Here is a 20,546-nt window from a genome sequence, read left to right as displayed (position 1 = left end):
TTTGTGCAAAAAACAGCCCGCCTGAGCTGATTTTTGGCAATTGCGGCAAATTTTTACCAGTCGAAAAATTTCTCGTGAATTTTTTTTTGAGCCATGCAAGGATGCGCCCAGCCAGGCCTCCGGGGGGAGGTCGGTGGTTCCGCAGACATGCCTGAAACAGGCTTGCGGGAGGACCCAAACAAATAGAAACAATAGGGCTGCAACTCATGAAAAAATCCCTTCTGACTCTCCTGGCCGTGGCTGCCATGTCCACGACGGCGCTGGCCGCGGACGTCAAGCCGGCGCTCGTTTACGGCACCGGCGGGAAGTTCGATAAGTCTTTTAACGAAGCAGCCTTTAATGGCGCTGAGAAGTTCAAGAAAGAAACCGGTATCGCCTATCGCGACTTCGAGCCGACCGGTGACACGCAGGGCGAGCAGGCAATCCGCAACTTCGCAAGCCGTGGCTTCAACCCGGTTATTGCCGTCTCCTTCGCCTGGACCTCGGCCATCGAGAAGGTCGCAGCTGAATTCCCCGACACGAAGTTCGTCATCGTTGACGCCGTCGTCGACAAGCCAAACGTTCGTTCGGTCGTTTACAAGGAAGAAGAAGGCTCCTTCCTCGTTGGCACTCTCGCAGGCCTCGCATCGAAGTCCGGCAAGGTCGGCTTCGTCGGCGGCATGGACATCCCGCTGATCCGCAAGTTCGAATGCGGCTACGAGCAGGGCGCACGCTCCGTCAAATCCGATATCGAGGTGTTCCAGAACATGACCGGCACGACGGGCGCTGCCTGGAACGACCCGGTCCGTGGTGGCGAACTCACCAAGAACCAGATCGATCAGGGCGCTGATGTCATCTACGCGGCAGCAGGTGCGACGGGCCTCGGCGTGTTGCAGACGGCCGCTGACAACAAGAAGCTCTCGATCGGCGTCGACAGCAACCAGAACCACCTGCATCCGGGCTCCGTCCTGACCTCGATGGTCAAGCGCGTCGACCTTGCCGTCTACAACGGCTTCAGCGACGTCAAGGGCGACAAGTTCACGGCCGGCGTCCTGGCGCTCGGCGTTAAGGAAGACGGCGTTGCCGCCGCCATGGACGACAACAACAAGGCGCTGATCACGCCTGACATGCAGGCCGCGCTCGACAAGGCCAAGGAAGGCATCATTGCGGGAACCATCAAGGTTCACGACTACACGACGGACAATGCTTGCCCGAAGTGATCCGTGACTGAGACGGGCGTATGGCGGAGTCGCTCCGTCATACGCCCTTTTCGTATTTGGAGCCTGCTGTGACAGACACGCCCGCTATCGAACTTGTGGGCATCGACAAGAAATTCGGTGCCGTTCACGCCAACAAGGACATCAATCTTACCGTCGCCAAGGGTACGATTCACGGCATCATCGGGGAAAACGGTGCCGGCAAATCGACCTTGATGTCGATCATCTATGGTTTCTACCATGCCGATAGCGGCGAGATCCGCGTCAACGGCAATCCCGTCACCATCAAGGACAGCCAGGCTGCAATCGCAGCCGGGATCGGGATGGTGCACCAGCACTTCATGCTGGTCGATAATTTTACCGTGCTTGAGAACGTCATGCTTGGCGCCGAAGGCGGCGCGCTGCTCGCCAGGGGCGTTTCTTCCGCGCGCGCCGAGCTGCGCCGCCTGGAGAAGGACTACGGCCTCGAAGTGAACCCGGATGCGCTGATCGAAGAGCTTCCGGTCGGGCTACAGCAACGCGTCGAGATCCTCAAGGCCATGTACCGCGGCGCCGAAATCCTGATCCTCGACGAGCCGACGGGCGTGCTGACACCTGCTGAAGCGGACCATCTTTTCAAGATCCTTCGCGTCCTTCGCGACCAGGGCAAGACCGTCATTCTGATCACCCACAAGCTGCGCGAGATTATGGCGATCACCGACACGGTGTCGGTCATGCGCCGCGGCGAGATGGTGGCGACCCGCAAGACCTCCGAAACCACGGTCGAGGAGCTTGCCGAACTAATGGTCGGTCGCCGTGTCCTGCTGCGCGTGCAGAAGGGTGAAGCCAATCCGGGTAAGGTGATCCTGTCGGTTCGCAATCTCACGGTCAAGGACAACCGCGGCGTCATCATGGTCGACAACGTATCCTTCGACGTCCGTGCCGGCGAGATCGTCGGCATTGCCGGCGTCGCCGGCAATGGGCAGTCCGAATTGCTGGAGGCGATAGCAGGCATCCGCAAGCCGCATTCCGGCGAGATCTTCCTCGACGGTCAGCCGATCGACAAAGCCGATCCGGCGCGGTTGCGCGAGCTCGGCCTAGCCCACATCCCCGAGGACCGGCATCACATGGGGCTGGTGCTGAAATTCGAGGAGTACGAGAATTCCGTTCTCGGCTACCACCGCAATCCCGGCTACAGCAAGGGCCCGCTGCTCGATCTCGACGCGATCCGTAGGGACGCCATGGAGAAGATCGAAAAATACGACATCCGCCCGCCGAACCCGCGGCTGAAGACCGCGAACTTCTCCGGTGGCAACCAGCAGAAGATCGTCGTCGCCCGCGAAATCGAGCGCGATCCGACGGCGCTGATCATCGGCCAGCCGACGCGCGGCGTCGATATCGGCGCCATCGAATTCATCCACCGCCGGATCATCGAGATGCGCGATGCAGGCAAGGCGATCCTGCTCGTCTCCGTCGAGCTCGACGAAATCCGCGCCCTTTCAGACCGTATCCTTGTCATGTTTGCCGGCCATGTCGTCGGCGAGAAGACGCCCGATGCCGGTGAACAGACCCTCGGCCTGATGATGGCCGGCATTGCCGCGTGAGGCCTTGATGAGCACTGCTTCAGTTCCACTTCCAAATTGGATCAACTACGGCCTCATTCCGCTGTTGAATCTGCTTGTCGCCTTCCTGATCTCCGGCTTCGTCGTCTGGCTGATCGGCGAAAGCCCGCTTGCGGCCCTGTCGCTGCTGATCGAGGGCGCACTCGGCAGCGGCGAAGGCATTGGTTTTACGCTCTATTATGCGACGAGCTTCATCTTCACCGGCCTCTCCGTTGCGGTCGCCATTCATGCTGGCCTGTTCAACATCGGTTCGGAAGGGCAAGCGTATCTTGGCGGTCTCGGCTGCGCGTTGGTTGCGCTGGCGCTCGACCACTATGTCCCCTGGTATGTCACCATGCCGGTGGCCGTGGTGGGTGCCGGCCTGTTTGGCGCCGCCTGGGCCTTCATCCCCGCCTTCCTGCAGGCAAAGCGCGGCAGCCACATCGTCATCACCACCATCATGTTCAACTATATCGGCGCGGCGCTGATGGTGTATCTGCTGGTGCACGTTCTGATCGTCCCCGGCAAGATGGCGCCGGAAACCCGCACCTTCCTGGAAGGCGGCCAGTTGCCGAAACTCGGCTGGTTGATGAACCTGTTCGGTGCCAAGCTCGGCGCAGCACCGTTCAACGTCTCTTTCCTCATTGCCCTCGTTGCCTCCTATTTCGTCTGGCTGCTGATCTGGCGCACCAAGCTCGGCTTCGAGATGCGCACCCTTGGCGTCAGCCACAGCGCGGCGGCCTATGCCGGCATCCCGTACGCCCGCATCGTCATGACCGCGATGCTGCTGTCAGGGGCGCTCGCCGGCATGATGGCGTTGAACCCGGTCATGGGATCCTCGGCCCGCCTGCAGGTCGAGTTCGTGGGCGGCGCCGGTTTCGTAGGCATCGCCGTGTCACTGATGGGGAGAAATCATCCGGTCGGGATCATCTTCTCGGCGATCCTCTTTGGCATCCTCTATCAGGGTGGCGATTGGATCTCCTTCGAGATGCCCAACATCACGCGCGAAATGATCCTGGTCATTCAGGGTCTTGTTATCCTCTTCGCCGGTGCGCTCGAATACATGTTCCGCCCCGCGATGGTTCGCGTCTATCAACAGTTCAAGGCCGCGTGAGGGGAACGGACGATGGATTATTTTGACATCTTCATCAGCGTTCTGAGCTCCACGATCCGTCTGTCGATCCCGCTGATCTTCACGGCGCTGGCTGGTCTGTTCTCCGAACGCGCCGGCATCTTCGATATCGGCCTCGAGGGTAAAATGCTCGGCTCTGCCTTTGCGGCAGCCTGCGTCGCCTACCTGACGGACTCGGCATGGCTCGGCCTCGGTGCTGGCATCATTTGCTCCGTGGCGCTCAGCCTCGTCCACGGCTTCGCCTCGATCACCAATCGCGGCAACCAGATCATCTCGGGCGTTGCGATCAACTTCTTCGTCGCCGGTATCACAATCGTCCTTGGGGGCGCCTGGTTCGGCCAGGGCGGCCGTACGCCACAGCTAACTCAGGAAGCCCGCTTTGCGCCGATCGTGCTGCCGGGCGCCGATGCCGTCCGTGAAGTTCCGATCATTGGCCCGCTCTACGCGAACGTGATCTCAGGCAACAATATCCTGACCTACCTCGCTTTTCTTGCGGTTCCGCTTTCTTGGTGGATCCTCTATCGCACCCGCTTCGGCCTGCGGCTGCGCGCCGTCGGCGAAAATCCGGGCGCGGTCGATACGGCCGGCATTTCGGTGGGCTGGCTGCGCTATCGCGCGGTCATGTGCGCCGGCATCCTCTGCGGCTTCTCGGGGACCTATCTGTCGATCGCGCAGTCGGCTGCCTTCATCAAGGATATGTCGGCCGGTAAGGGCTACATTGCACTTGCGGCACTGGTCTTTGCGAAGTGGAGACCGGTGCCCGTCATGTTCGCCTGCCTGCTCTTCGGCTTCCTCGATGCGCTGGCAAACTTCATGCAGGGCAAGCAGGTTCCGCTGATCGGCGAAGTGCCGGTACAGATCTTCCAGGCATTGCCCTATATCCTGACCTGCATCCTGCTCGCCGGCTTCATCGGCGTGGCAATCCCGCCGAAAGCGGGTGGTGTGCCCTATACGAAGGAACGCTGAGAACATGTCCCACGATCTTTTCGAGGCCGCTCGCGGTGCCATGGCTTTCGCTCATGCCCCCTACTCGAAGTTCCCCGTCGGCGCCGCGATCCGCGCCGAGGACGGCAAGGTCTACACCGGCGCCAATATCGAGAACCTGTCTTTCCCGCAAGGCTGGTGTGCGGAGCCAACCGCCATCAGCGCCATGATCATGGCCGGCGCCAAGAAGATCGTCGAAATGGCCGTGATCGCCGAAAAGCTGCCGCTCTGCCCGCCCTGCGGCGGCTGCCGGCAGAAGATCTCGGAGTTCGCCTCCAAGGACACGAAGATCTACCTCTGCGATGAGGTCGGCGTGAAGAAGACGATGACCATGGAAGAGTTGCTGCCGTTCAGCTTCGAGACCGAACTCGGATGAGTGCCGCTCTCGACGTGCTTGCCGGAAGGCTCGGCGGCCTTTCGCCGCGCTACGGCATCGTGCTTGGTTCCGGTCTCGGCTCGCTGGTCGGCGAGATGACTGATGCGCATCGCATCCCTTATCACGACTTGCCGGGCTTTCCTGTCAGCGCGGTTTCGGGCCACGCCGGAGAAGTCGTCGCGGGTTTGCTTGGCGGTGTGCCCGTCATCATGCTGTCCGGTCGCGTCCATTTCTACGAGAAGGGCGATGCCAGCGCGATGCGGCTGCCGATCGAGGTGCTCAAAGGTCTAGGCGTCGAGACGCTAGTCCTGACCAATTCCGCAGGGTCGCTCCGAGACGACATGCCTCCTGGCTCGGTGATGCAGATTAGCGATCACATCAACTATTCCGGCATGAATCCGCTGATCGGCGAGGAAAGCGATCGTCGTTTTGTCGGCATGACGAGTGCTTATGATGCAGCTCTCGCCGACAGGATGCGCAATGCTGCGGAGAAGCTCGGTATCGCCTTGTCGCAAGGCGTCTACATGTGGTTCTCAGGCCCAAGCTTCGAAACACCCGCCGAAATCCGCATGGCCCGTATCCTCGGCGCCGATGCCGTCGGCATGTCGACCGTGCCGGAAGTGATTATCGCGCGAATGCTTGGCTTAAGGGTTGCGGCGGCGTCTGTAATCACCAACTATGGAGCCGGCATGACCGGCGGCGAACTGAGCCATGAGGAGACCAAGGATATGGCTCCGATCGGCGGTGCGCGCCTCGCCGCCATACTGAAGGAAATGATTGCAGGAGAACGCGAATAATGACCAACCATTCCAGCAAGGAAACGGCCGCCGTCGCCCTCTCCCTCCTCGATCTTACCAACCTCAAGGATGACTGCACCGAGGCGCAGATCGACGCGCTGTGTGCGCGCGCCCAAACCCCCTATGGCAACACGGCGGCGATCTGCATCTGGCCGCGCTTCGTTGCCCGCGCTCGCGCAGTTCTCGGCACGGGTCATCCGGTGCGGATTGCGACTGTGGTCAATTTCCCGTCGGGCGATATGGAAGTGGCCGACGTTGCCGCCGAAACACGCGAGGCGATCGCCGACGGCGCCGACGAAATCGACCTCGTCATCCCCTATCGCAAATTCATGACCGGTAGCGGCAAGGCTGTCACCGACATGGTTGCGGCGGTCCGAGCCGAGTGCAAGGACCCGATCCTGCTGAAGGTCATTCTCGAGACCGGCGAGATAAAGGATGCGGCGCTGATCCGTCGTGCCTCCGAACTCGCCATCGAGGCGGGTGCCGACTTCATCAAGACCTCCACCGGCAAGGTCGCCGTCAATGCGACCCTGGAAGCTGCCGACATCATGCTGCGGGTCATTCGCCAGAGCGGCCGCAAGGTCGGCTTCAAGCCGGCGGGTGGCATCGGTTCGGTGGCAGACGTAGCGCTTTACCTGAGCCTTGCAGAAACGATCATGGCGCCGGACTGGCCAATGCCATCCACGTTCCGCTTCGGCGCATCCGGATTGCTCGACGACATTCTTGCCGTGCTCAGCGGCACGCAATCCGCGCCCGCCGCTGCATCGAGCTATTGAGATGATCCCCCAGGAGATCATCCGCCAGAAGCGAAATGGCGGAACGCTTTCCGAAGAGGATATCCAATCGTTCATTGCCGCACTTGTGGCCGGTCAGCTCTCCGAGGGGCAGATCGGCGCCTTCGCCATGGCGGTCTGGTTCAAGGGTATGTCGCGCGACGAGGTCGTGGCGCTGACGCTGGCAATGGCCCGCTCGGGCGACACACTGAGCTGGGCAGACATAGACAGACCTATTGCCGACAAGCACTCGACAGGCGGCGTCGGGGACAATGTTTCCCTGATGCTCGCACCGATCGCGGCAGCGTGCGGCCTCGCCGTTCCGATGATATCAGGGCGTGGTCTCGGCCATACCGGCGGGACGCTGGATAAGCTCGAAGCCATTCCTGGCTATACCATCACCCCTGACGCAACAGTTTTCCGCAAGGTCGTGAAGGATGTCGGCTGCGCCATCATCGGCCAAACCGGCTCCCTCGCTCCAGCCGACGGCAAGCTTTACGCTGTCCGGGATGTGACGGCGACCGTTGACTCGATTCCCCTCATCACCGCCTCGATCCTTTCGAAGAAGCTTGCGGCCGGTCTGCAGACGCTGGTGCTCGACGTCAAGGTCGGCACGGGCGCGTTCATGGCCGAGCCTGACGATGCCGAGATGCTGGCCCGCGCCCTTGTCGATGTCGCCAACAGTGCAGGCGTCAGGACATCGGCCCTGATTACCGACATGAACCAGCCGCTGGCGGATGCTGCCGGAAACGCCGTCGAGATCCGAAACTGTCTGGATTTTCTAGCGGGCAAGAAGAAGAACACCCGCTTGGAGGCTGCCGTGCTGGCCTTCGCAGCCGAGATGCTGGCGAAGTCAGGTGTGGTGTCGTCACTTCAGGACGGTGAGGCAAAAGCCGTGGACGCGCTTTCTACGGGCAAGGCCGCCGAAAGCTTTGCCCGCATGGTCAGCCGCCTCGGCGGCCCCTCGGATCTGTTGGAGGCACCGGACAAGTACCTCGTCGAGGCGCCGCTGACGAAACCTGTCCCCGCACCTCGGTCCGGTTGGCTTTCCGGCTGCGACGTACGGGAGATCGGCATGACCGTCGTCGACCTCGGCGGCGGACGGCGTCATCCCGCCGACAGGATCGATCATCGCGTCGGGATATCCGACATTCTGCCGCTTGGCACGCGTGTAGAGAAAGGCGACCCCATCGCGCTTGTGCATGCCTCAAGCGCGGATTCAGCAGATGCGGCGGTTGCCGCCCTCGCCAAACATTACCGGATCGACGAACACCAGCCTGCCACCCCCGCCGTCATTTACGAGCGCATCGTGGCTCTTTCAGCAAGCTAAGGATCGCGTTCCGAAAAGGAGGCAGGCTTCGCCAGGAAGCGCATCCATCCCCTGAGAGCCAGTAACCACGACTTCAACGGCTATTTTGTCATCAAAAACAACCAGGGGATGTTTTGGAGGCAAACAATTTCGCCCTTACGATGAGTTCGCCGTTTACTTGCATCGGAATTGCGCAGAATATTAGCGTATGGGAGGAAGCCTTCGGCCCTCACTCTCTGTAAATTGCGCTCGAACGGCTTTCCTTCCTTGACTCAAGGGAGGACTAATCATGAGGCGGACTTTGCTGTACGCGGTGTCAGCCGCGCTACTATCGCTCGGCGTCTCGCATGCATTTGCGCAGTCGGGCAGCGTCGAGAAAGCAGTTGGCGGCTATAATTTTGCCGAAGCTGCCAAGGAAGATCCCAACACGAAGAACTTCCATTCGGCGGACGGTCATTTGACCTTCGCGATCGTGACTCATACGGCAGGCAATGGCTTTTTTGATCCCGTCTATGTCGGCGCAACCGTCGCCGGCAACATGATCGGCGCCAAGATCCTGCTGCTCGGCTCGGAATCGCCAGTTGACGATCCGGCGCGCGCAATCGAGATCCTCAACCAGATCGTCCAAGATCCGACGATCGACGGCATCATTATGACGACGCCGCAGGTCGGCGCCTACAACGACATCGTCAAAGCTGCCGAGGCGGCCGGCATACCGATCGCCACAACCAACTCATTCGATGCAACCATCCTGCATCGCAGTGCCATCAGCCATACTGGTCAGGACGCATCGGCCGCGGCAATCGGCGGCGAGGCTCTTGCCAATTGTGTGATTGCGAGCGGCGCAACCAGCGGCTCGATTCTGTTGCCGTCGTCAACTGCGATGGGCAACATCGAGGTCAACAACCGGGTCACCTCCGCTTTCAACGCCATCGTCAAAACATTGAAGGAGGCCGGCAAGCTTGACGCTTTCAAGGTTGACGCTGGACCGGAGAACGTCGGCATCGACACGAACCCCAACGATCCGGTCAACGCGCTTGTTTCGCTCTTCGAATCCCGTGGTGACGTGGTCGGTGCCTTCACCGCCAACAACGTCTTCACGCCACCGCTCGTCAAGGCCGTCGCACAGATGGGCAAGACCAGCAAGCTCTGCGCATTCGGGTTCGACCTCGGCCCGGCACAGCAGGAGGGAATCGCCGCCGGAAACCTGACCGGTTCGCTGGGACAGCAACCCTTCCTGCAGGGCTTCTGGCCTGTCATGCAGCTTTACCTGCAGATCGATCGCGGCATTTCCGCCGCCAACCTGGACACGCGTGCCCAGTTGGTGACGAAGGAGAACGTCGCAAAGGTTGGCAAGCGCTTCGAAAACTAACGCTCCGAAACGCCTGAAATCGACGCGGGAGGTGCAAGCCTCCCGCATCGCGACGGCGAGATTGATCGGCAGACACCATGGCGCCCACGACGACATCGCTAGGCCGTGCGCCGCCCCAGCTCGTCGGCGGCTGGGAGGCTGGGCTGCTGATCTTCCTCGCCTTGCTCTACCTCGGCGGGGCTATCGTCAATCCGGCCTTCTTTGGATCAACGGAGGCCCTGTTGGCGCTACTTCGCGACACGTCCCGTGTCGGGATAATCGCGGTCGGAATGACCTTTGTCATCGCCAACAAGGACCTGGATCTTTCGGTCGGCTCGACCTACGGCCTGATCGCTGTCGTTTTTGCGAGGCTCTTTGCGTCTGATGTTCTCGACATCGGCGTCATCGAGTCGGTGATCTTCTGTGTGCTGCTCGGCACGGTGATTGGCCTCGTCAACGGCGTCCTCGTGACGATGCTGAAAGTGCCCGCGTTCATTGCAACGCTGACGATGCTCTTTATCGGTCGAGGCTTCGTTCTTGCGCTCACGCATGGCCAAGCGATCTACTACTCCGGCAAGGCGGCAGACTATCCGCTCTTCTTTCATCTCGGAGAGATCAACGCTCTCGGCTTCAATAACCAGATCGCGATCTTCCTCCTCGTAGCTGTCATCGGCGCCTATGTGCTTGCCAAGACCCGCTGGGGCTATGAGACCTTCGCGACCGGCGGCAACGAGCAGGCCGCAGCCTATGCCGGCATCAACACCCAGTGGGTGCGAATTCGCGCCTACCTGATCTCGTCGCTCTGCGCGACCCTTTCCGGTCTTCTGGCTGCGGCGCAGGACAAGGGCGTCACCCCTCTTTACGGCGTCGGCTGGGAGCTTACCGTGATCGCATCTGTCGTCATCGGCGGTGCGTCGATCCTTGGCGGGCGCGGGCGCGTGCTCGGGTCCTGCCTTGGCGCGACAGTCGTTGTGCTGATCGACAAGGTGCTGCGCGAAGGTTGGCCGATCACGCGGACCGTCATCATCGATGGAGAGAGCGTTGCCGTCGGCGCCAGGTTCACCTTGCCAGCCGGTGCCGTCATGGTCTTCCTGGGGCTGCTTCTGGTCGTGGCCGTGCTGATCGAGCCCTTCCTCATTCGACGCCAGATCGCGGCCCGGCTCTGGGCCTGGCTCCGCGGTCGGCCACCGCCGCCGGCCTACGAAACCGGCGGCGTCGCTCTGGAAGGCGTGCAGACCAAAGGGGCGATGGCGGCCGACATGGCGCTCTCGGCCACGGGGCTCGGCAAGTTCCTTGCGCGGCGCGACGCACTCGCCATCATCCTGACGGTGCTGCTCTGGCTGACCGGCCTGGCGCTAAGGCCGGACTACTGGTGGAACCTGCCCAACACCTTCGCGATCCTGCTCAACTACACAGAGCTGGCGCTCGTTACCGTCGGGCTCACCTATGTCATTGCGGCCGGTGATATCGATCTCTCCGTTGGCTCGGTGCTTGCGCTCGCCGGCAGCACGGCCGCCTATTTCCTCAAGGTGCTGGGCGCCGATCCATTCACTGCCGTGGCGATGGGTCTGCTTGCGGGGACGGCTGCCGGCCTTGTCAATGCCGTCATCACCGTCGGCTTCAAGCTGCCCGCCTTCATTGCCACGCTCGGCATGTTCTACATTGCCCGAGGTCTTGCCGCTTGGTTTGTCGCCGGTCAGCAGCTGACCGGCTGGCCGGAAGGCTACAACCTGCTTGGCCGCAAGGTGAACGACGTTTTCCTGCATTTCGGTGTTTCGCTGCCCCCGGGGATGATCCGTACGGTAGCCGAGGTCGTCAGCATCCAGACGATCTTCATGTTTTTCGTCGCCCTCATCGCCGGCATCGTGCTTGCCTACACACCATTTGGGCTGAAGGTCTGTGCAGCGGGCGGCAATGTCCGCGCTGCGGCCTACGCCGGCATCAATACCAACCGTGTTCGCTTCATTGCACTAGTACTGTCCGCGTTCTGCGCAACCATGGCCGGGATCATCAACGTCGCTTATTTCCGCAGCTTCAACCCGGTTGCCGGCCAGTTCCGCGAGCTTGACGCCATTGCCTCCGTGATCATCGGCGGCGGATCAATCTTCGGCGGCTACGGCACGATGATCGGCTCGCTTGCAGGCGCGGCTGTAATAACGCTTGTCCGCGCGCTCCTGCAACTCAATGTCCAAGGCTTCAGCATGCCCCAGCACTGGATCAATGTCTTCATCGGGGTCATCCTCATTGTGGCAGTGCTGATCGACATATGGGTGCGGCAGGCGAATATCTTTGCGCGCCTGCGCGGCCGTTTCACGACAGCAGCACGAACGGGAGAAGCCATCCATGGCTGACGTGACGCCTTCGCGGCCGATTGTGGAAATGCGGGGCATCGAAAAGGCTTTCGGAGCCGTGCAAGCGCTCCGCAAGGTCGATCTCGTGCTCTATCCCGGGGAGATTCTTGGCCTGGTCGGGGACAACTCTGCCGGCAAGTCGACGCTGATGAAGATCCTGACAGGCGCCTATCAGCGCGACTCCGGCGAAATCCTGGTCGCGGGGCAGCCGGTCTCTTTCAAAAGCCCGCACGAGAGCCGCGACGCAGGGATCGAGATGATCTATCAGGACTTCGCGCTCTGCGGGAACATGGATGTCGGCCAGAACATTTTTCTCGGCCGCTGGCCTCTCAGAGGCCCCTTCGTCGATCGGAGGAAGATGTATGCCGAGGCGGACAACGTGTTGAAGCGCCTCAAGGTCGACGTGAATTCCGTCTATCAGAAGGTCGAGAGCCTGTCGGGCGGCCGCCAGCAGTCCGTGGCGATCGCCCGCGCGATCTCCTTCGAGCCGCGCGTCGTCATTCTCGACGAGCCGACCGCCAATCTTTCGGTCATGGCGACCGAGCGGCTGCTCGAAACCATGCTGGAACTGAAGAAACAAGGCGTTGCCCAGATCATCATCTCACACCGCCTCGTCGACATTTTCGCCGTCGGCGATCGCGTCATGGTCCTCAAGCGCGGTGAGTATGTCGGTGACCGCTACGTCAAGAACACCGACGAGCACGAGGTCCTGGAGATAATTGTCTCCGGCACCCGGGAGAGCGCGCTGACGGCCGACGAGGCAAGAAACCGGCCATCGACGCCCTGACGCCTATTGCTTCAAACTGAGCGATCCATCGGCAACGGAATAGGAAGCGAGCTTGCGCAGGAAGCTCATGCCGACGAGCGTGGAGGACAGGGCGCCATCTTTCAGCACAAAGGCCTCCACATCACGCACGCGGATGCCGCCAATCTCCACCCGATCCAATGTCACGTGCGCTGCCTTCGTCTTCCCGTTGGCTGTGTCGACCGAGTAGCGGAAATCAAGCTGGTTGCCCGTATAACCCAGGCGTCGAGCGAAGCTCTCATTCAGAGCGACGTAGGTCGCGCCGGTATCGATCAGGCCCTGCACCTGACGACCATTGATTCTGAAATCGCCGGAATAGTGGCCTTGAGCATCAGCCCGCAGGCGCATTGTGCCGCCACTTGCCGCGGCTCGCCCCTGTTCTGCATTGTCGGTTACGAAATTGGCCGAGGCGACCATTTCGCCGCTGCGTTTTCCCATGAGGGTCGGTATCTGTGTTGCAAGCACCGCAGCCACGCTTGCAAAAATGACGGTACGCACGAGCATCGGGACAGAAATCCTTCCTGTATAAACCCCGCGTCATGCGTGGCCATGCTTACACGTCCTACTCCCTAATCGCTGACAAGTTGCTAATGCCTGCAAAGCAAATGGTCCGGCACGCGTGTCCGGACCATCGACTGCATCCGAATGGTAAACAGATGACGAATTACTTCGTGCCGTACATGCGATCGCCGGCATCGCCGAGACCAGGCATGATGTAGCCCTTCTCGTTCAGATGGCTATCGATCGAAGCGGTGAAGACGGGCACATCTGGATGCGCCTCGCGGAAATTCTTGATGCCCTCTGGCGCCGCAAGAAGGCAGAGGAAGCGAATGTTATGGGCGCCGCGCTCCTTGAGCTTGTCGATCGCCGCGATCGACGAGTTGCCGGTGGCGAGCATCGGGTCGACGACGATGATCAAGCGTTCGGAGATATCCTCGGGAGCCTTGAAGTAATACTCGACCGGCTGCAGCGTTTCATGGTCACGGTAGACGCCGATATGCGAAACGCGCGCCGACGGCACAAGGTCGAGCATGCCTTCGAGAAGGCCGTTGCCGGCACGGAGGATCGAAGCAAAGACGAGCTTCTTGCCTTCCAGGATCGGCGACTCCATCGTCTGCAGGGGCGTCTCGATGGTCTCCATGGTGAGTTCGAGATCACGCGTCACTTCGTAGCAGAGCAAGGTGGAGATTTCGCGCAGGAGCCGACGGAAACTCCCGGTCGATGTCTCCTTACGCCGCATGATCGTGAGTTTGTGCTGCACAAGCGGGTGATCGATGACCGTTACGCCGTCCATGGCCGAGCCTTCCTATCGTTGTTCTTATCGGATGTTTCTTCCATGGAAATTGCCTTCACCGCAAGAGCGGAGGCAATTTTGCAGCATCGATCCCCAGGGCTAGCCGGATTACATCCGGGCGAAGAGCGCCTGTCGCGTCGGCTCGTCGACGAAAGCAGCCTCAATTCCCGTGCGGGTCATCTCGTTGATCGCCGCATCGCTGAAACCGAAGGCGTTGGCAGCCAATTCGTACTCGCGCTTCAGCGAAGTATGGAAGAAGGGCGGGTCGTCCGAACTGATCGTCACGCGAACACCTGACGCCTTGAGCTTTCGCAACGGATGAGAAGCGAAATCCGGAAAGACGTTCAGTGCAATATTGGAGCCGGGGCATACCTCCAGCACCGTTCCGAGATCGGCGAGCCGCTTGACGAGATCAAGGTCCTCGATCGCCCGGACGCCATGGCCGATCCTGGAAGGCCTGACAACGTCGAGCGCATCGGCGACGCTGAACGCACCGCACACCTCGCCGGCGTGAATAGTGAGGCCGAGGCCTGCATCGCGCGCGATGTCGAAGGCACGCGCATAGTCGGCAACCCGACCCATCCGTTCCTCACCTGCAAGATTGAAGCCAGTGATAAGCGGATTCGTCGCTTTGGCAGCATATTCGGCGGCGCCGATGACGCTCTCCGGGCCGAAATGACGCTCTCCGGTGACAATCAGGCGTGCCTCGATGTCGCTTTTCGCCTTTGCACGACGCACGCCTTCGCACACGCCCTCGATGTAGGCATCCGCTCCAAGCCCGATCCGCTTGCCGTGATCGGGGGAGACGATCAGCTCGCTGTAGATCGTTCCGATCGCGGCAAGCTCATCGAGATAGGTTTCCGTCAGCAGCGCGTAGTCTTCCTCGGTCTTGTAGACCTCCGAGACCTTGTCGTAACACTCCAGAAAGCTCGCGAAATCATGCCAGACATAGGTGCCGTCAGCGAGGTAGGGGCTGATGTCGATGTTATACTTGCGAGCCTGCGCCACGGTGAGCGTCGGCGGCGCCGCTCCTTCCAGATGGCAGTGCAGCTCGACCTTCTTCAAATGCGACGTCATAGAAAGCTTCTCCCGTGCGCGCCCGCCGGAATGCGCAGATGGCGGGCAATCGTCTCGCCGATATCCGCATAGGTGGTACGAATGCCAATATCGCGAGAACGCAGTCCCGGCCCGTAGGCAATGATCGGCACGCGCTCGCGCGTGTGATCGGTGCCGCGCCACGTCGGATCGCAGCCGTGGTCGGCGGTCAGGATGACGAGGTCGCCGGGCTTCAACTTGCCACCCACTTCGGGAAGCCTGCTATCAAAGGCCTCAAGCGCTGCGGCATAGCCGGCGACATCCCGGCGATGGCCGTAGACCATGTCGAAATCTACGAAATTGGTGAATACCAGTTCGCCATCCTCGGCGGAATCCATTGCCGCAAGGCTTGCGTCCATCAAAGCCTCATTGCCATTGGCCTTGATCACTCGCGAGACGCCCTTATGCGCGAAGATGTCGCCGATCTTGCCGATGGCATGGACCTTGCGCCCTTCCTTGACCAGCCGGTCGAGAAGCGTCGGTTCCGGCGGCGGCACCGAAAAGTCGCGACGGTTTCCGGTGCGCTGAAACTTGGAAGCGGTTTCGCCGACGAATGGTCGTGCGATGACGCGGCCGATATTGTAATGATCGAGCAGCGCCCGGGCGATCGTGCAGAAGGTCATGAGCCGGTCGAGGCCGAAATGCGTCTCATGCGCGGCAACCTGGAAGACAGAGTCGGACGAGGTGTAGCAGATCGGCTTTCCGGTCCGGATATGCTCTTCGCCGTGGCGGGCAATAATGTCGGTACCAGAGGCGTGGCAGTTGCCGAGTATCCCGGGAATGTCGGCCGCCTTGCAGAGCGCCTCGACAAGCTGCGGCGGAAAGGCATCGCCTTCTGTCGGAAAGTAACCCCAGTCAAACGTTACCGGCGTTCCGGCGATTTCCCAATGGCCGGACGGAGTGTCCTTGCCACGCGAGACCTCGCTGGCGGAACCGTACATCGCGTACACCTTCTCCGGCACCGGCATTCCGGCCGGAAACCTGCCAGACGCCGCCTTGGCGAGATGGACCAGGCCAAGTGCCGACATATTCGGAAGCTGGAGCGGGCCTGAGCGCAATCCCTCGCGATCGCCAGCACCGGCAGCGCAGAATTCCGCGATATGCCCCAGCGTGTCAGCGCCTTCGTCGCCATAGGCTGCCGCATCCGGCGCGCCGCCGACACCAAAGGAATCCAGAACGAAAAGAAAGGCTCGCGCCATGCACCACCTAGCGACAGGAAATTGACGTCCCGCGCATCGCGGGCCACTTCTCAAGCCTTATAACGGCCGAGCGGACTTGGCAAACGAGGCTGACGCGTCAGCAATCGCCGCACGCTATCGTGGTGCTCCCACGGGGAGAAAGAAATGACTGTGGCTGATCGTGATCGTGCTGCCGTTCGGCAGCAAGTTGGGTGCGTTGAGCCGGATCAGAAGTCTAACGGAATTCGCAGATACTCAGCAGCTATTGCTGGCTTGCCGTTGCGGTCTCTGTGCCTTGTTGGCTATGCTGTTCGCAATTCGGAGTACAAGAAAGAACAGAGCGCTCCGTTTGGCGAAAAACGCGAACAGTGTTGGCCTCATCAATCGACACCAGGATGCTCTCATCCAGTATTGCGTTGCCATCCGCATCAAGCAGCACAAGATTGGTTGTTCCGAAACTGCGCCCGGTCAGGACGATCGTCTTGGAATCCGCCACGGTTGCGTCGGCAACCTTGGCGTTTCCGACGATGACCTTGCTCACTGGACGATCGAGTTTCAGAACGCGGGCTTGATCCATGTAGACCCGCAGAATGTCCTGTTGCGCGAGCGCGGATCCGCCAAGGCCGAGGGCGGCAAAAAAGCTGGCCAGGATGATCCTCTTGCCACTCGGCGACATTTGATTCTCTCTCGGGTTACGGCGATTTTCACCAAGCAGCATGAGAAAAATTGGTGAATGAAGTCTTAAGCCTATTATGGTTTATCGAAGACGCTAGTTTTATGAGCCACATTGCGACAGGGGCTTCGAGGGCATTAGCCTTTTCACCGCCATCGAATATYGGCACGAGGACATTCCCTAGCATCAAACGCCTTTACTACCGGGCGCGCAGGACGTTTCTATAAAACTCTTAACAATTGCGATAGGGAATACTTACCATCCTCAGGCATCGGTCATAATTTACCGGACGGTAACCTAACTCTTTAAGTTGATGGAAACAGGCCCGCGCTAAATTGTTGCAATCCGATCAACGGCAACAGTTGGCGGACTGCTGAACATCAACTGGAGTTAGGAGTTACCATGACCAAGCTTGTTAGCCGTTTTCTCAAGGACGAATCCGGCGCGACCGCAATTGAATATGGCCTGATCGCAGCGCTTATCTCTGTTGCGCTGATCACCGGAGCAACCGCAGTGGGCAGCAAACTGAACACTGTCTTCATGGGCATTTCCGGCAGCATGGAAGATGCCGCGACGAAGGCTGCAGCGCAGACGGGTACGCCGTAATCGGCGTTTTGCGCCCAGGCGCCCGACGCCAACCAAAAACGGCTCACTCGCACACAAACGGGTGAGCCTTTTGTCTTTAGTACGGTGGCACAATGATCGTAGCTGCAGTCCTCGTAGTCTTCCCGCTTTGCCTTGCCATCGCGGCATTCTCCGACCTCTTTACGATGACGATCCCGAATCGGGCATCGATAATTCTTGCACTTGCCTTTGCAATCATAGCGCCACTGACGGCAATGCCCCTTTCGCTAATCAGCATGCATGTCGTCGCCGCTCTTTCCGTTCTCGGCGTATGCTTTGCTCTGTTCGCCCTCAACATCATGGGCGGCGGTGACGCAAAGCTGCTTGCAGCGACATCGCTCTGGTTTGGGTTCAATCCCGCACTCTTCGAGTTCCTCGCCTATGTCAGCATAATCGGCGGCATCGCTACGTTCGTAATTCTCATTATCCGCGCACAGGCCAATATCATCCTCGCCATCGGATTGCCTGTCCCCAGTTCAATTCTTCTCGCCAAGAAGATTCCCTATGGTATCGCGATCGCGATCGGCGGCTTCGTGGCCTTTCCCTCTTCACCGCTTTTTCTTATGGCACTTGAGGGCCTGAAGTAACGGCAAGTTAATCCTCCGTTAACTTAAAATCGAAGGCTTTCATTAACTATAATTATACCAATTGCAGGCCATTCTTCGGGTATCGCGAATCCCCGAGGAACGATTAATGAAGCCCGCCCGCCTTTTGATACTAGGAGTCGCTGTCGTTGCGGCCGGCCTTGCCGGCGTGCTGGCGATGAGCCTCGCGGGTCGTGGCTCCGTTGTCACCCAGGTCAAATCAGTCGTCGAGAAAGAGCCGACCGTCAAAATACTGGTCTCCGGTGCCAACCTCCCGGTCGGCGCGCGATTGGATGACAAGGCCGTCCACTGGATGGCCTGGCCGCAGAGCGGCGTCGTCCAGGGCTTCATTACCGAAACCGACAAGCCAGATGCCCTGAAAGACCTGCAGGGCGCTGTCGTTCGCCTGCCGATTTTCGAGGGCGAGCCCATCCGCGCGGAAAAGATCGCGGATTCGAACAGCCGCATCCTGTCCTCCCTCTTGCCCTCCGGAAAACGTGCCGTCGCAACCGACATTTCGGTTTCGACAGGTGCCGGCGGGTTCATCCTGCCGAATGACCGCGTCGACGTGATTATGGTCCGCAAATCCAAGGAAGCCGACAAGTATCTGACCGAGACTGTGCTCAGCAATGTGCGCGTACTCGCGATCGACCAGCAGATCCAGGAAAAGGAAGACGGCTCCAAAGCCGTCGTTGGTACCACGGCAACGCTCGAGCTAACCCCCGACCAGACCAAGGTACTGGCCGTTGCCCAGCAAATGGCTGAGCGGCTGTCGCTGGCATTGCGTTCCGTTGCCGACGCCCAAGAACAGGATACGAGCGCTGCTGACTACCTCCTCAGCGGCGATAATGGCAGCGCCATCGTGCAAGTCATCAAATCAGGCTCAATCGTCACAGACAGCAGCAGTGCGCCGAAGGCCGAGTAAAGGAAATGGGAATGGGCAATTTGAAGCGCTACACAAAGCCCTTGATGGCAGGTTGCTTGTCCTTTGCGATCGCATTCACGGGCGCCGCTCCGGGGGTTCTCGCTCCTGTTCTCGGTGCAAGAGCTGCGTACGCGGTTTCCGATGGGATCGTTAACATCACCCAGGCTGGACCTGGCGCACACCGCAGCCTGAAGCTCGGTTTGAAGAAGGCGATTGTCGTTGACCTTCCGGTCGATGCACATGACATCCTCGTCTCGGACCCCTCCATGGCCGACGCGGTCACTCGTAGCTCGCGGCGTATCTATCTGTTCGGTAAGCAGGTTGGCCAGACGAACATATTCATTTTCGGCGCCGATGGGCAGCAGATCGTCAGTCTCGATATCGCGATCGAACGCGACGTCGCCGGCCTGGAGGCCAATCTCCGGCGCTTCATCCCTGACTCTTGCATCAAAGTCGAGATCGTGTCCGACAATATCGTGCTAACCGGCACAGTTCGCACGCCGCAAGACGCGGCACAAGCCGCAGACCTCGCGCAAGCCTTCCTGAAAGGTGGCGAAGCAACAACGCGTACGGAAACAGCCAGCGCTTCTGGCGGAGACGGTTCGGTGGCCCTTTTCGCCGAAGGCCGCCAGACCTCACAGGTCGTCAATCTGCTGCAGATCCAGGGCGAAGACCAGGTCACGCTGAAGGTCACCATCGCGGAAGTTCGCAGAGAGGTACTGAAGCAGCTTGGCTTCAACAATCTCGTTTCCAATTCCAAGGGTCTCTCGGTTGCCCAGCTCGGCTCCCCGAGCTCCGACAGCGCCGCCGCAATCGTTGGCGGCGGCCTAGCGGCCCTCTTCAAGAGCTCGATCGGAAAATACGATATCTCGACCTATCTCAACGCGCTTGAACAAGCGAAGGTCGTGAAGACGCTGGCCGAGCCGACACTAACGGCGATTTCCGGCCAGGCAGCGACCTTCAATTCCGGCGGCCAGGTGCTTTATTCGACGACGGACAATGACGGCAACGTCACGATCGTTCCTTACAACTACGGCATTAATCTCGCCTTCAAGCCGGTCGTCCTGTCCTCCGGCCGAATCAGCCTAGAAATCAAGACGAACGTATCGGAGCCCGCCCCTTCCGTTTCCGGCTCAACGCCAACCTACCAGCGCCGTTCGGCCGAGACCTCCGTCGAGCTTCCCTCGGGTGGCTCCATCGCGCTTGCTGGGCTGATCCGCGACAACGTATTGCAGACCTCGAACGGCACGCCGGGTGTCAACAAGATCCCTCTGCTTGGCACATTGTTCCGGCAGCGCACTGTCGAGCGTGATGAGACCGAACTTGTCATCATTGCAACGCCCTATCTCGTTCGCCCGGTTGCTCGCGATCAGCTCAGCCGCCCGGACGACAACTTCAGCCCGGAAAACGACGCGGCGACCTTCCTGCTCAATCGCGTCAACAAGGTTTACGGCGGCCGTGAAACGCCCGTCGCCGACGCGCAATTCCATGGCTCCATCGGGTTCATCTACAAATGAGC

The 20,546-nt window shown here is 60.2% G+C and carries 20 protein-coding genes; 15 read left to right on the top strand and 5 right to left on the bottom strand.

What is annotated here, in order from left to right; all coding sequences use genetic code 11:
• The first annotated feature begins 206 nt into the window (after window positions 1-206).
• From AC1DPR_RS14775 to AC1DPR_RS14725, 11 genes are all read left to right on the top strand, one after another.
• Entirely contained in the window at window positions 207-1,199 is a 993-nt protein-coding gene (locus tag AC1DPR_RS14775; RefSeq protein WP_018855300.1) for a BMP family lipoprotein, read from the top strand.
• Between the two features lie 68 nt (window positions 1,200-1,267).
• The gene (locus AC1DPR_RS14770) at window positions 1,268-2,779 is read left to right on the top strand and encodes an ABC transporter ATP-binding protein (protein WP_025659799.1); all 1,512 of its coding nucleotides are present in this window, start codon (window positions 1,268-1,270) and stop codon (window positions 2,777-2,779) included.
• A gap of 7 nt (window positions 2,780-2,786) precedes the next feature.
• Entirely contained in the window at window positions 2,787-3,890 is a 1,104-nt protein-coding gene (locus AC1DPR_RS14765; protein ID WP_018855302.1) for an ABC transporter permease, read from the top strand.
• 12 nt (window positions 3,891-3,902) lie between these two features.
• Window positions 3,903-4,874 carry an ABC transporter permease gene (locus AC1DPR_RS14760; protein ID WP_018855303.1) on the top strand — a complete coding sequence of 324 codons (972 nt, stop codon included), beginning with the start codon at window positions 3,903-3,905 and terminating at the stop codon, window positions 4,872-4,874.
• Between the two features lie 4 nt (window positions 4,875-4,878).
• Entirely contained in the window at window positions 4,879-5,268 is a 390-nt protein-coding gene (locus tag AC1DPR_RS14755; protein WP_062375681.1) for a cytidine deaminase, read from the top strand.
• A complete protein-coding gene (locus tag AC1DPR_RS14750) occupies window positions 5,265-6,065 on the top strand; it encodes a purine-nucleoside phosphorylase (protein ID WP_018855305.1) in 801 nt (266 codons plus the stop codon). Before AC1DPR_RS14755 ends, AC1DPR_RS14750 begins: the two co-directional genes overlap by 4 nt.
• Window positions 6,065-6,841 (top strand): deoxyribose-phosphate aldolase, encoded by a 777-nt coding sequence (deoC, locus tag AC1DPR_RS14745; protein WP_018855306.1) that lies wholly within the window; start codon window positions 6,065-6,067, stop codon window positions 6,839-6,841. Before AC1DPR_RS14750 ends, deoC begins: the two co-directional genes overlap by 1 nt.
• Before the next feature lies 1 nt (window position 6,842).
• Window positions 6,843-8,168, top strand: coding sequence for a thymidine phosphorylase (deoA, locus tag AC1DPR_RS14740; RefSeq protein ID WP_018855307.1), 1,326 nt, complete (start codon window positions 6,843-6,845; stop codon window positions 8,166-8,168).
• 268 nt (window positions 8,169-8,436) lie between these two features.
• A complete protein-coding gene (locus AC1DPR_RS14735; protein WP_113470495.1) occupies window positions 8,437-9,519 on the top strand; it encodes a substrate-binding domain-containing protein in 1,083 nt (360 codons plus the stop codon).
• A 77-nt stretch (window positions 9,520-9,596) separates the two neighbouring features.
• Window positions 9,597-11,849, top strand: a complete 2,253-nt coding sequence (locus AC1DPR_RS14730) for an ABC transporter permease (RefSeq protein WP_477816590.1) — start codon at window positions 9,597-9,599, stop codon at window positions 11,847-11,849.
• Window positions 11,842-12,636 carry a sugar ABC transporter ATP-binding protein gene (locus AC1DPR_RS14725; protein WP_113160395.1) on the top strand — a complete coding sequence of 265 codons (795 nt, stop codon included), beginning with the start codon at window positions 11,842-11,844 and terminating at the stop codon, window positions 12,634-12,636. The genes AC1DPR_RS14730 and AC1DPR_RS14725 overlap by 8 nt, the downstream gene beginning before the upstream one ends.
• A gap of 3 nt (window positions 12,637-12,639) precedes the next feature.
• Here the strand turns inward: AC1DPR_RS14725 and AC1DPR_RS14720 are convergent, their stop codons facing one another.
• From AC1DPR_RS14720 to AC1DPR_RS14700, 5 genes are all read right to left on the bottom strand, one after another.
• Entirely contained in the window at window positions 12,640-13,158 is a 519-nt protein-coding gene (locus tag AC1DPR_RS14720; RefSeq protein WP_018855311.1) for a TIGR02281 family clan AA aspartic protease, read from the bottom strand.
• Window positions 13,159-13,318: 160 nt separating this feature from the next.
• The gene (upp, locus tag AC1DPR_RS14715; protein WP_018855312.1) at window positions 13,319-13,948 is read right to left on the bottom strand and encodes a uracil phosphoribosyltransferase; all 630 of its coding nucleotides are present in this window, start codon (window positions 13,946-13,948) and stop codon (window positions 13,319-13,321) included.
• Between the two features lie 108 nt (window positions 13,949-14,056).
• Complete coding sequence (locus tag AC1DPR_RS14710; protein ID WP_477816589.1) at window positions 14,057-15,025, bottom strand: adenosine deaminase; 969 nt, start codon at window positions 15,023-15,025, stop codon at window positions 14,057-14,059.
• Window positions 15,022-16,242 (bottom strand): phosphopentomutase, encoded by a 1,221-nt coding sequence (locus tag AC1DPR_RS14705; RefSeq protein WP_477816588.1) that lies wholly within the window; start codon window positions 16,240-16,242, stop codon window positions 15,022-15,024. The genes AC1DPR_RS14710 and AC1DPR_RS14705 overlap by 4 nt, the downstream gene beginning before the upstream one ends.
• 241 nt (window positions 16,243-16,483) lie before the next feature.
• Window positions 16,484-16,897 (bottom strand): pilus assembly protein N-terminal domain-containing protein, encoded by a 414-nt coding sequence (locus tag AC1DPR_RS14700; RefSeq protein WP_018855315.1) that lies wholly within the window; start codon window positions 16,895-16,897, stop codon window positions 16,484-16,486.
• 399 nt (window positions 16,898-17,296) lie between these two features.
• Between AC1DPR_RS14700 and AC1DPR_RS14695 the strand changes: the two genes are divergently transcribed.
• The 4 genes from AC1DPR_RS14695 to AC1DPR_RS14680 all read left to right on the top strand — a co-directional run bounded on the left by AC1DPR_RS14695 (window position 17,297) and on the right by AC1DPR_RS14680 (window position 20,544).
• Window positions 17,297-17,500, top strand: a complete 204-nt coding sequence (locus tag AC1DPR_RS14695) for a Flp family type IVb pilin (protein WP_112642127.1) — start codon at window positions 17,297-17,299, stop codon at window positions 17,498-17,500.
• A 92-nt stretch (window positions 17,501-17,592) separates the two neighbouring features.
• Complete coding sequence (locus tag AC1DPR_RS14690; RefSeq protein WP_477816587.1) at window positions 17,593-18,105, top strand: A24 family peptidase; 513 nt, start codon at window positions 17,593-17,595, stop codon at window positions 18,103-18,105.
• Window positions 18,106-18,211: 106 nt separating this feature from the next.
• Entirely contained in the window at window positions 18,212-19,027 is an 816-nt protein-coding gene (gene cpaB / locus AC1DPR_RS14685; RefSeq protein WP_477816586.1) for a Flp pilus assembly protein CpaB, read from the top strand.
• Between the two features lie 5 nt (window positions 19,028-19,032).
• Window positions 19,033-20,544, top strand: a complete 1,512-nt coding sequence (locus tag AC1DPR_RS14680) for a type II and III secretion system protein family protein (RefSeq protein ID WP_442965916.1) — start codon at window positions 19,033-19,035, stop codon at window positions 20,542-20,544.
• Window positions 20,545-20,546 lie beyond the last annotated feature (2 nt).

This window comes from Rhizobium sp. 01T417 (genome assembly GCF_056398905.1).
This window is presented reverse-complemented; position numbering and strand designations above follow the sequence as displayed.

Bases quoted from the DNA above. Each gene is read 5' to 3' on its own strand.
- AC1DPR_RS14775 (WP_018855300.1), top strand. From the start codon at position 207: ATGAAAAAATCCCTTCTGACTCTCCTGGCCGTGGCTGCCATGTCCACG.
- AC1DPR_RS14765 (WP_018855302.1), top strand. From the start codon at position 2,787: ATGAGCACTGCTTCAGTTCCACTTCCAAATTGGATCAACTACGGCCTC.
- AC1DPR_RS14760 (WP_018855303.1), top strand. From the start codon at position 3,903: ATGGATTATTTTGACATCTTCATCAGCGTTCTGAGCTCCACGATCCGT.
- AC1DPR_RS14755 (WP_062375681.1), top strand. From the start codon at position 4,879: ATGTCCCACGATCTTTTCGAGGCCGCTCGCGGTGCCATGGCTTTCGCT.
- AC1DPR_RS14750 (WP_018855305.1), top strand. From the start codon at position 5,265: ATGAGTGCCGCTCTCGACGTGCTTGCCGGAAGGCTCGGCGGCCTTTCG.
- deoC (WP_018855306.1), top strand. From the start codon at position 6,065: ATGACCAACCATTCCAGCAAGGAAACGGCCGCCGTCGCCCTCTCCCTC.
- deoA (WP_018855307.1), top strand. From the start codon at position 6,843: ATGATCCCCCAGGAGATCATCCGCCAGAAGCGAAATGGCGGAACGCTT.
- AC1DPR_RS14735 (WP_113470495.1), top strand. From the start codon at position 8,437: ATGAGGCGGACTTTGCTGTACGCGGTGTCAGCCGCGCTACTATCGCTC.
- AC1DPR_RS14730 (WP_477816590.1), top strand. From the start codon at position 9,597: ATGGCGCCCACGACGACATCGCTAGGCCGTGCGCCGCCCCAGCTCGTC.
- AC1DPR_RS14725 (WP_113160395.1), top strand. From the start codon at position 11,842: ATGGCTGACGTGACGCCTTCGCGGCCGATTGTGGAAATGCGGGGCATC.
- AC1DPR_RS14720 (WP_018855311.1), bottom strand. From the start codon at position 13,158: ATGCTCGTGCGTACCGTCATTTTTGCAAGCGTGGCTGCGGTGCTTGCA.
- upp (WP_018855312.1), bottom strand. From the start codon at position 13,948: ATGGACGGCGTAACGGTCATCGATCACCCGCTTGTGCAGCACAAACTC.
- AC1DPR_RS14710 (WP_477816589.1), bottom strand. From the start codon at position 15,025: ATGACGTCGCATTTGAAGAAGGTCGAGCTGCACTGCCATCTGGAAGGA.
- AC1DPR_RS14705 (WP_477816588.1), bottom strand. From the start codon at position 16,242: ATGGCGCGAGCCTTTCTTTTCGTTCTGGATTCCTTTGGTGTCGGCGGC.
- AC1DPR_RS14700 (WP_018855315.1), bottom strand. From the start codon at position 16,897: ATGTCGCCGAGTGGCAAGAGGATCATCCTGGCCAGCTTTTTTGCCGCC.
- AC1DPR_RS14695 (WP_112642127.1), top strand. From the start codon at position 17,297: ATGACCAAGCTTGTTAGCCGTTTTCTCAAGGACGAATCCGGCGCGACC.
- AC1DPR_RS14690 (WP_477816587.1), top strand. From the start codon at position 17,593: ATGATCGTAGCTGCAGTCCTCGTAGTCTTCCCGCTTTGCCTTGCCATC.
- cpaB (WP_477816586.1), top strand. From the start codon at position 18,212: ATGAAGCCCGCCCGCCTTTTGATACTAGGAGTCGCTGTCGTTGCGGCC.
- AC1DPR_RS14680 (WP_442965916.1), top strand. From the start codon at position 19,033: ATGGGAATGGGCAATTTGAAGCGCTACACAAAGCCCTTGATGGCAGGT.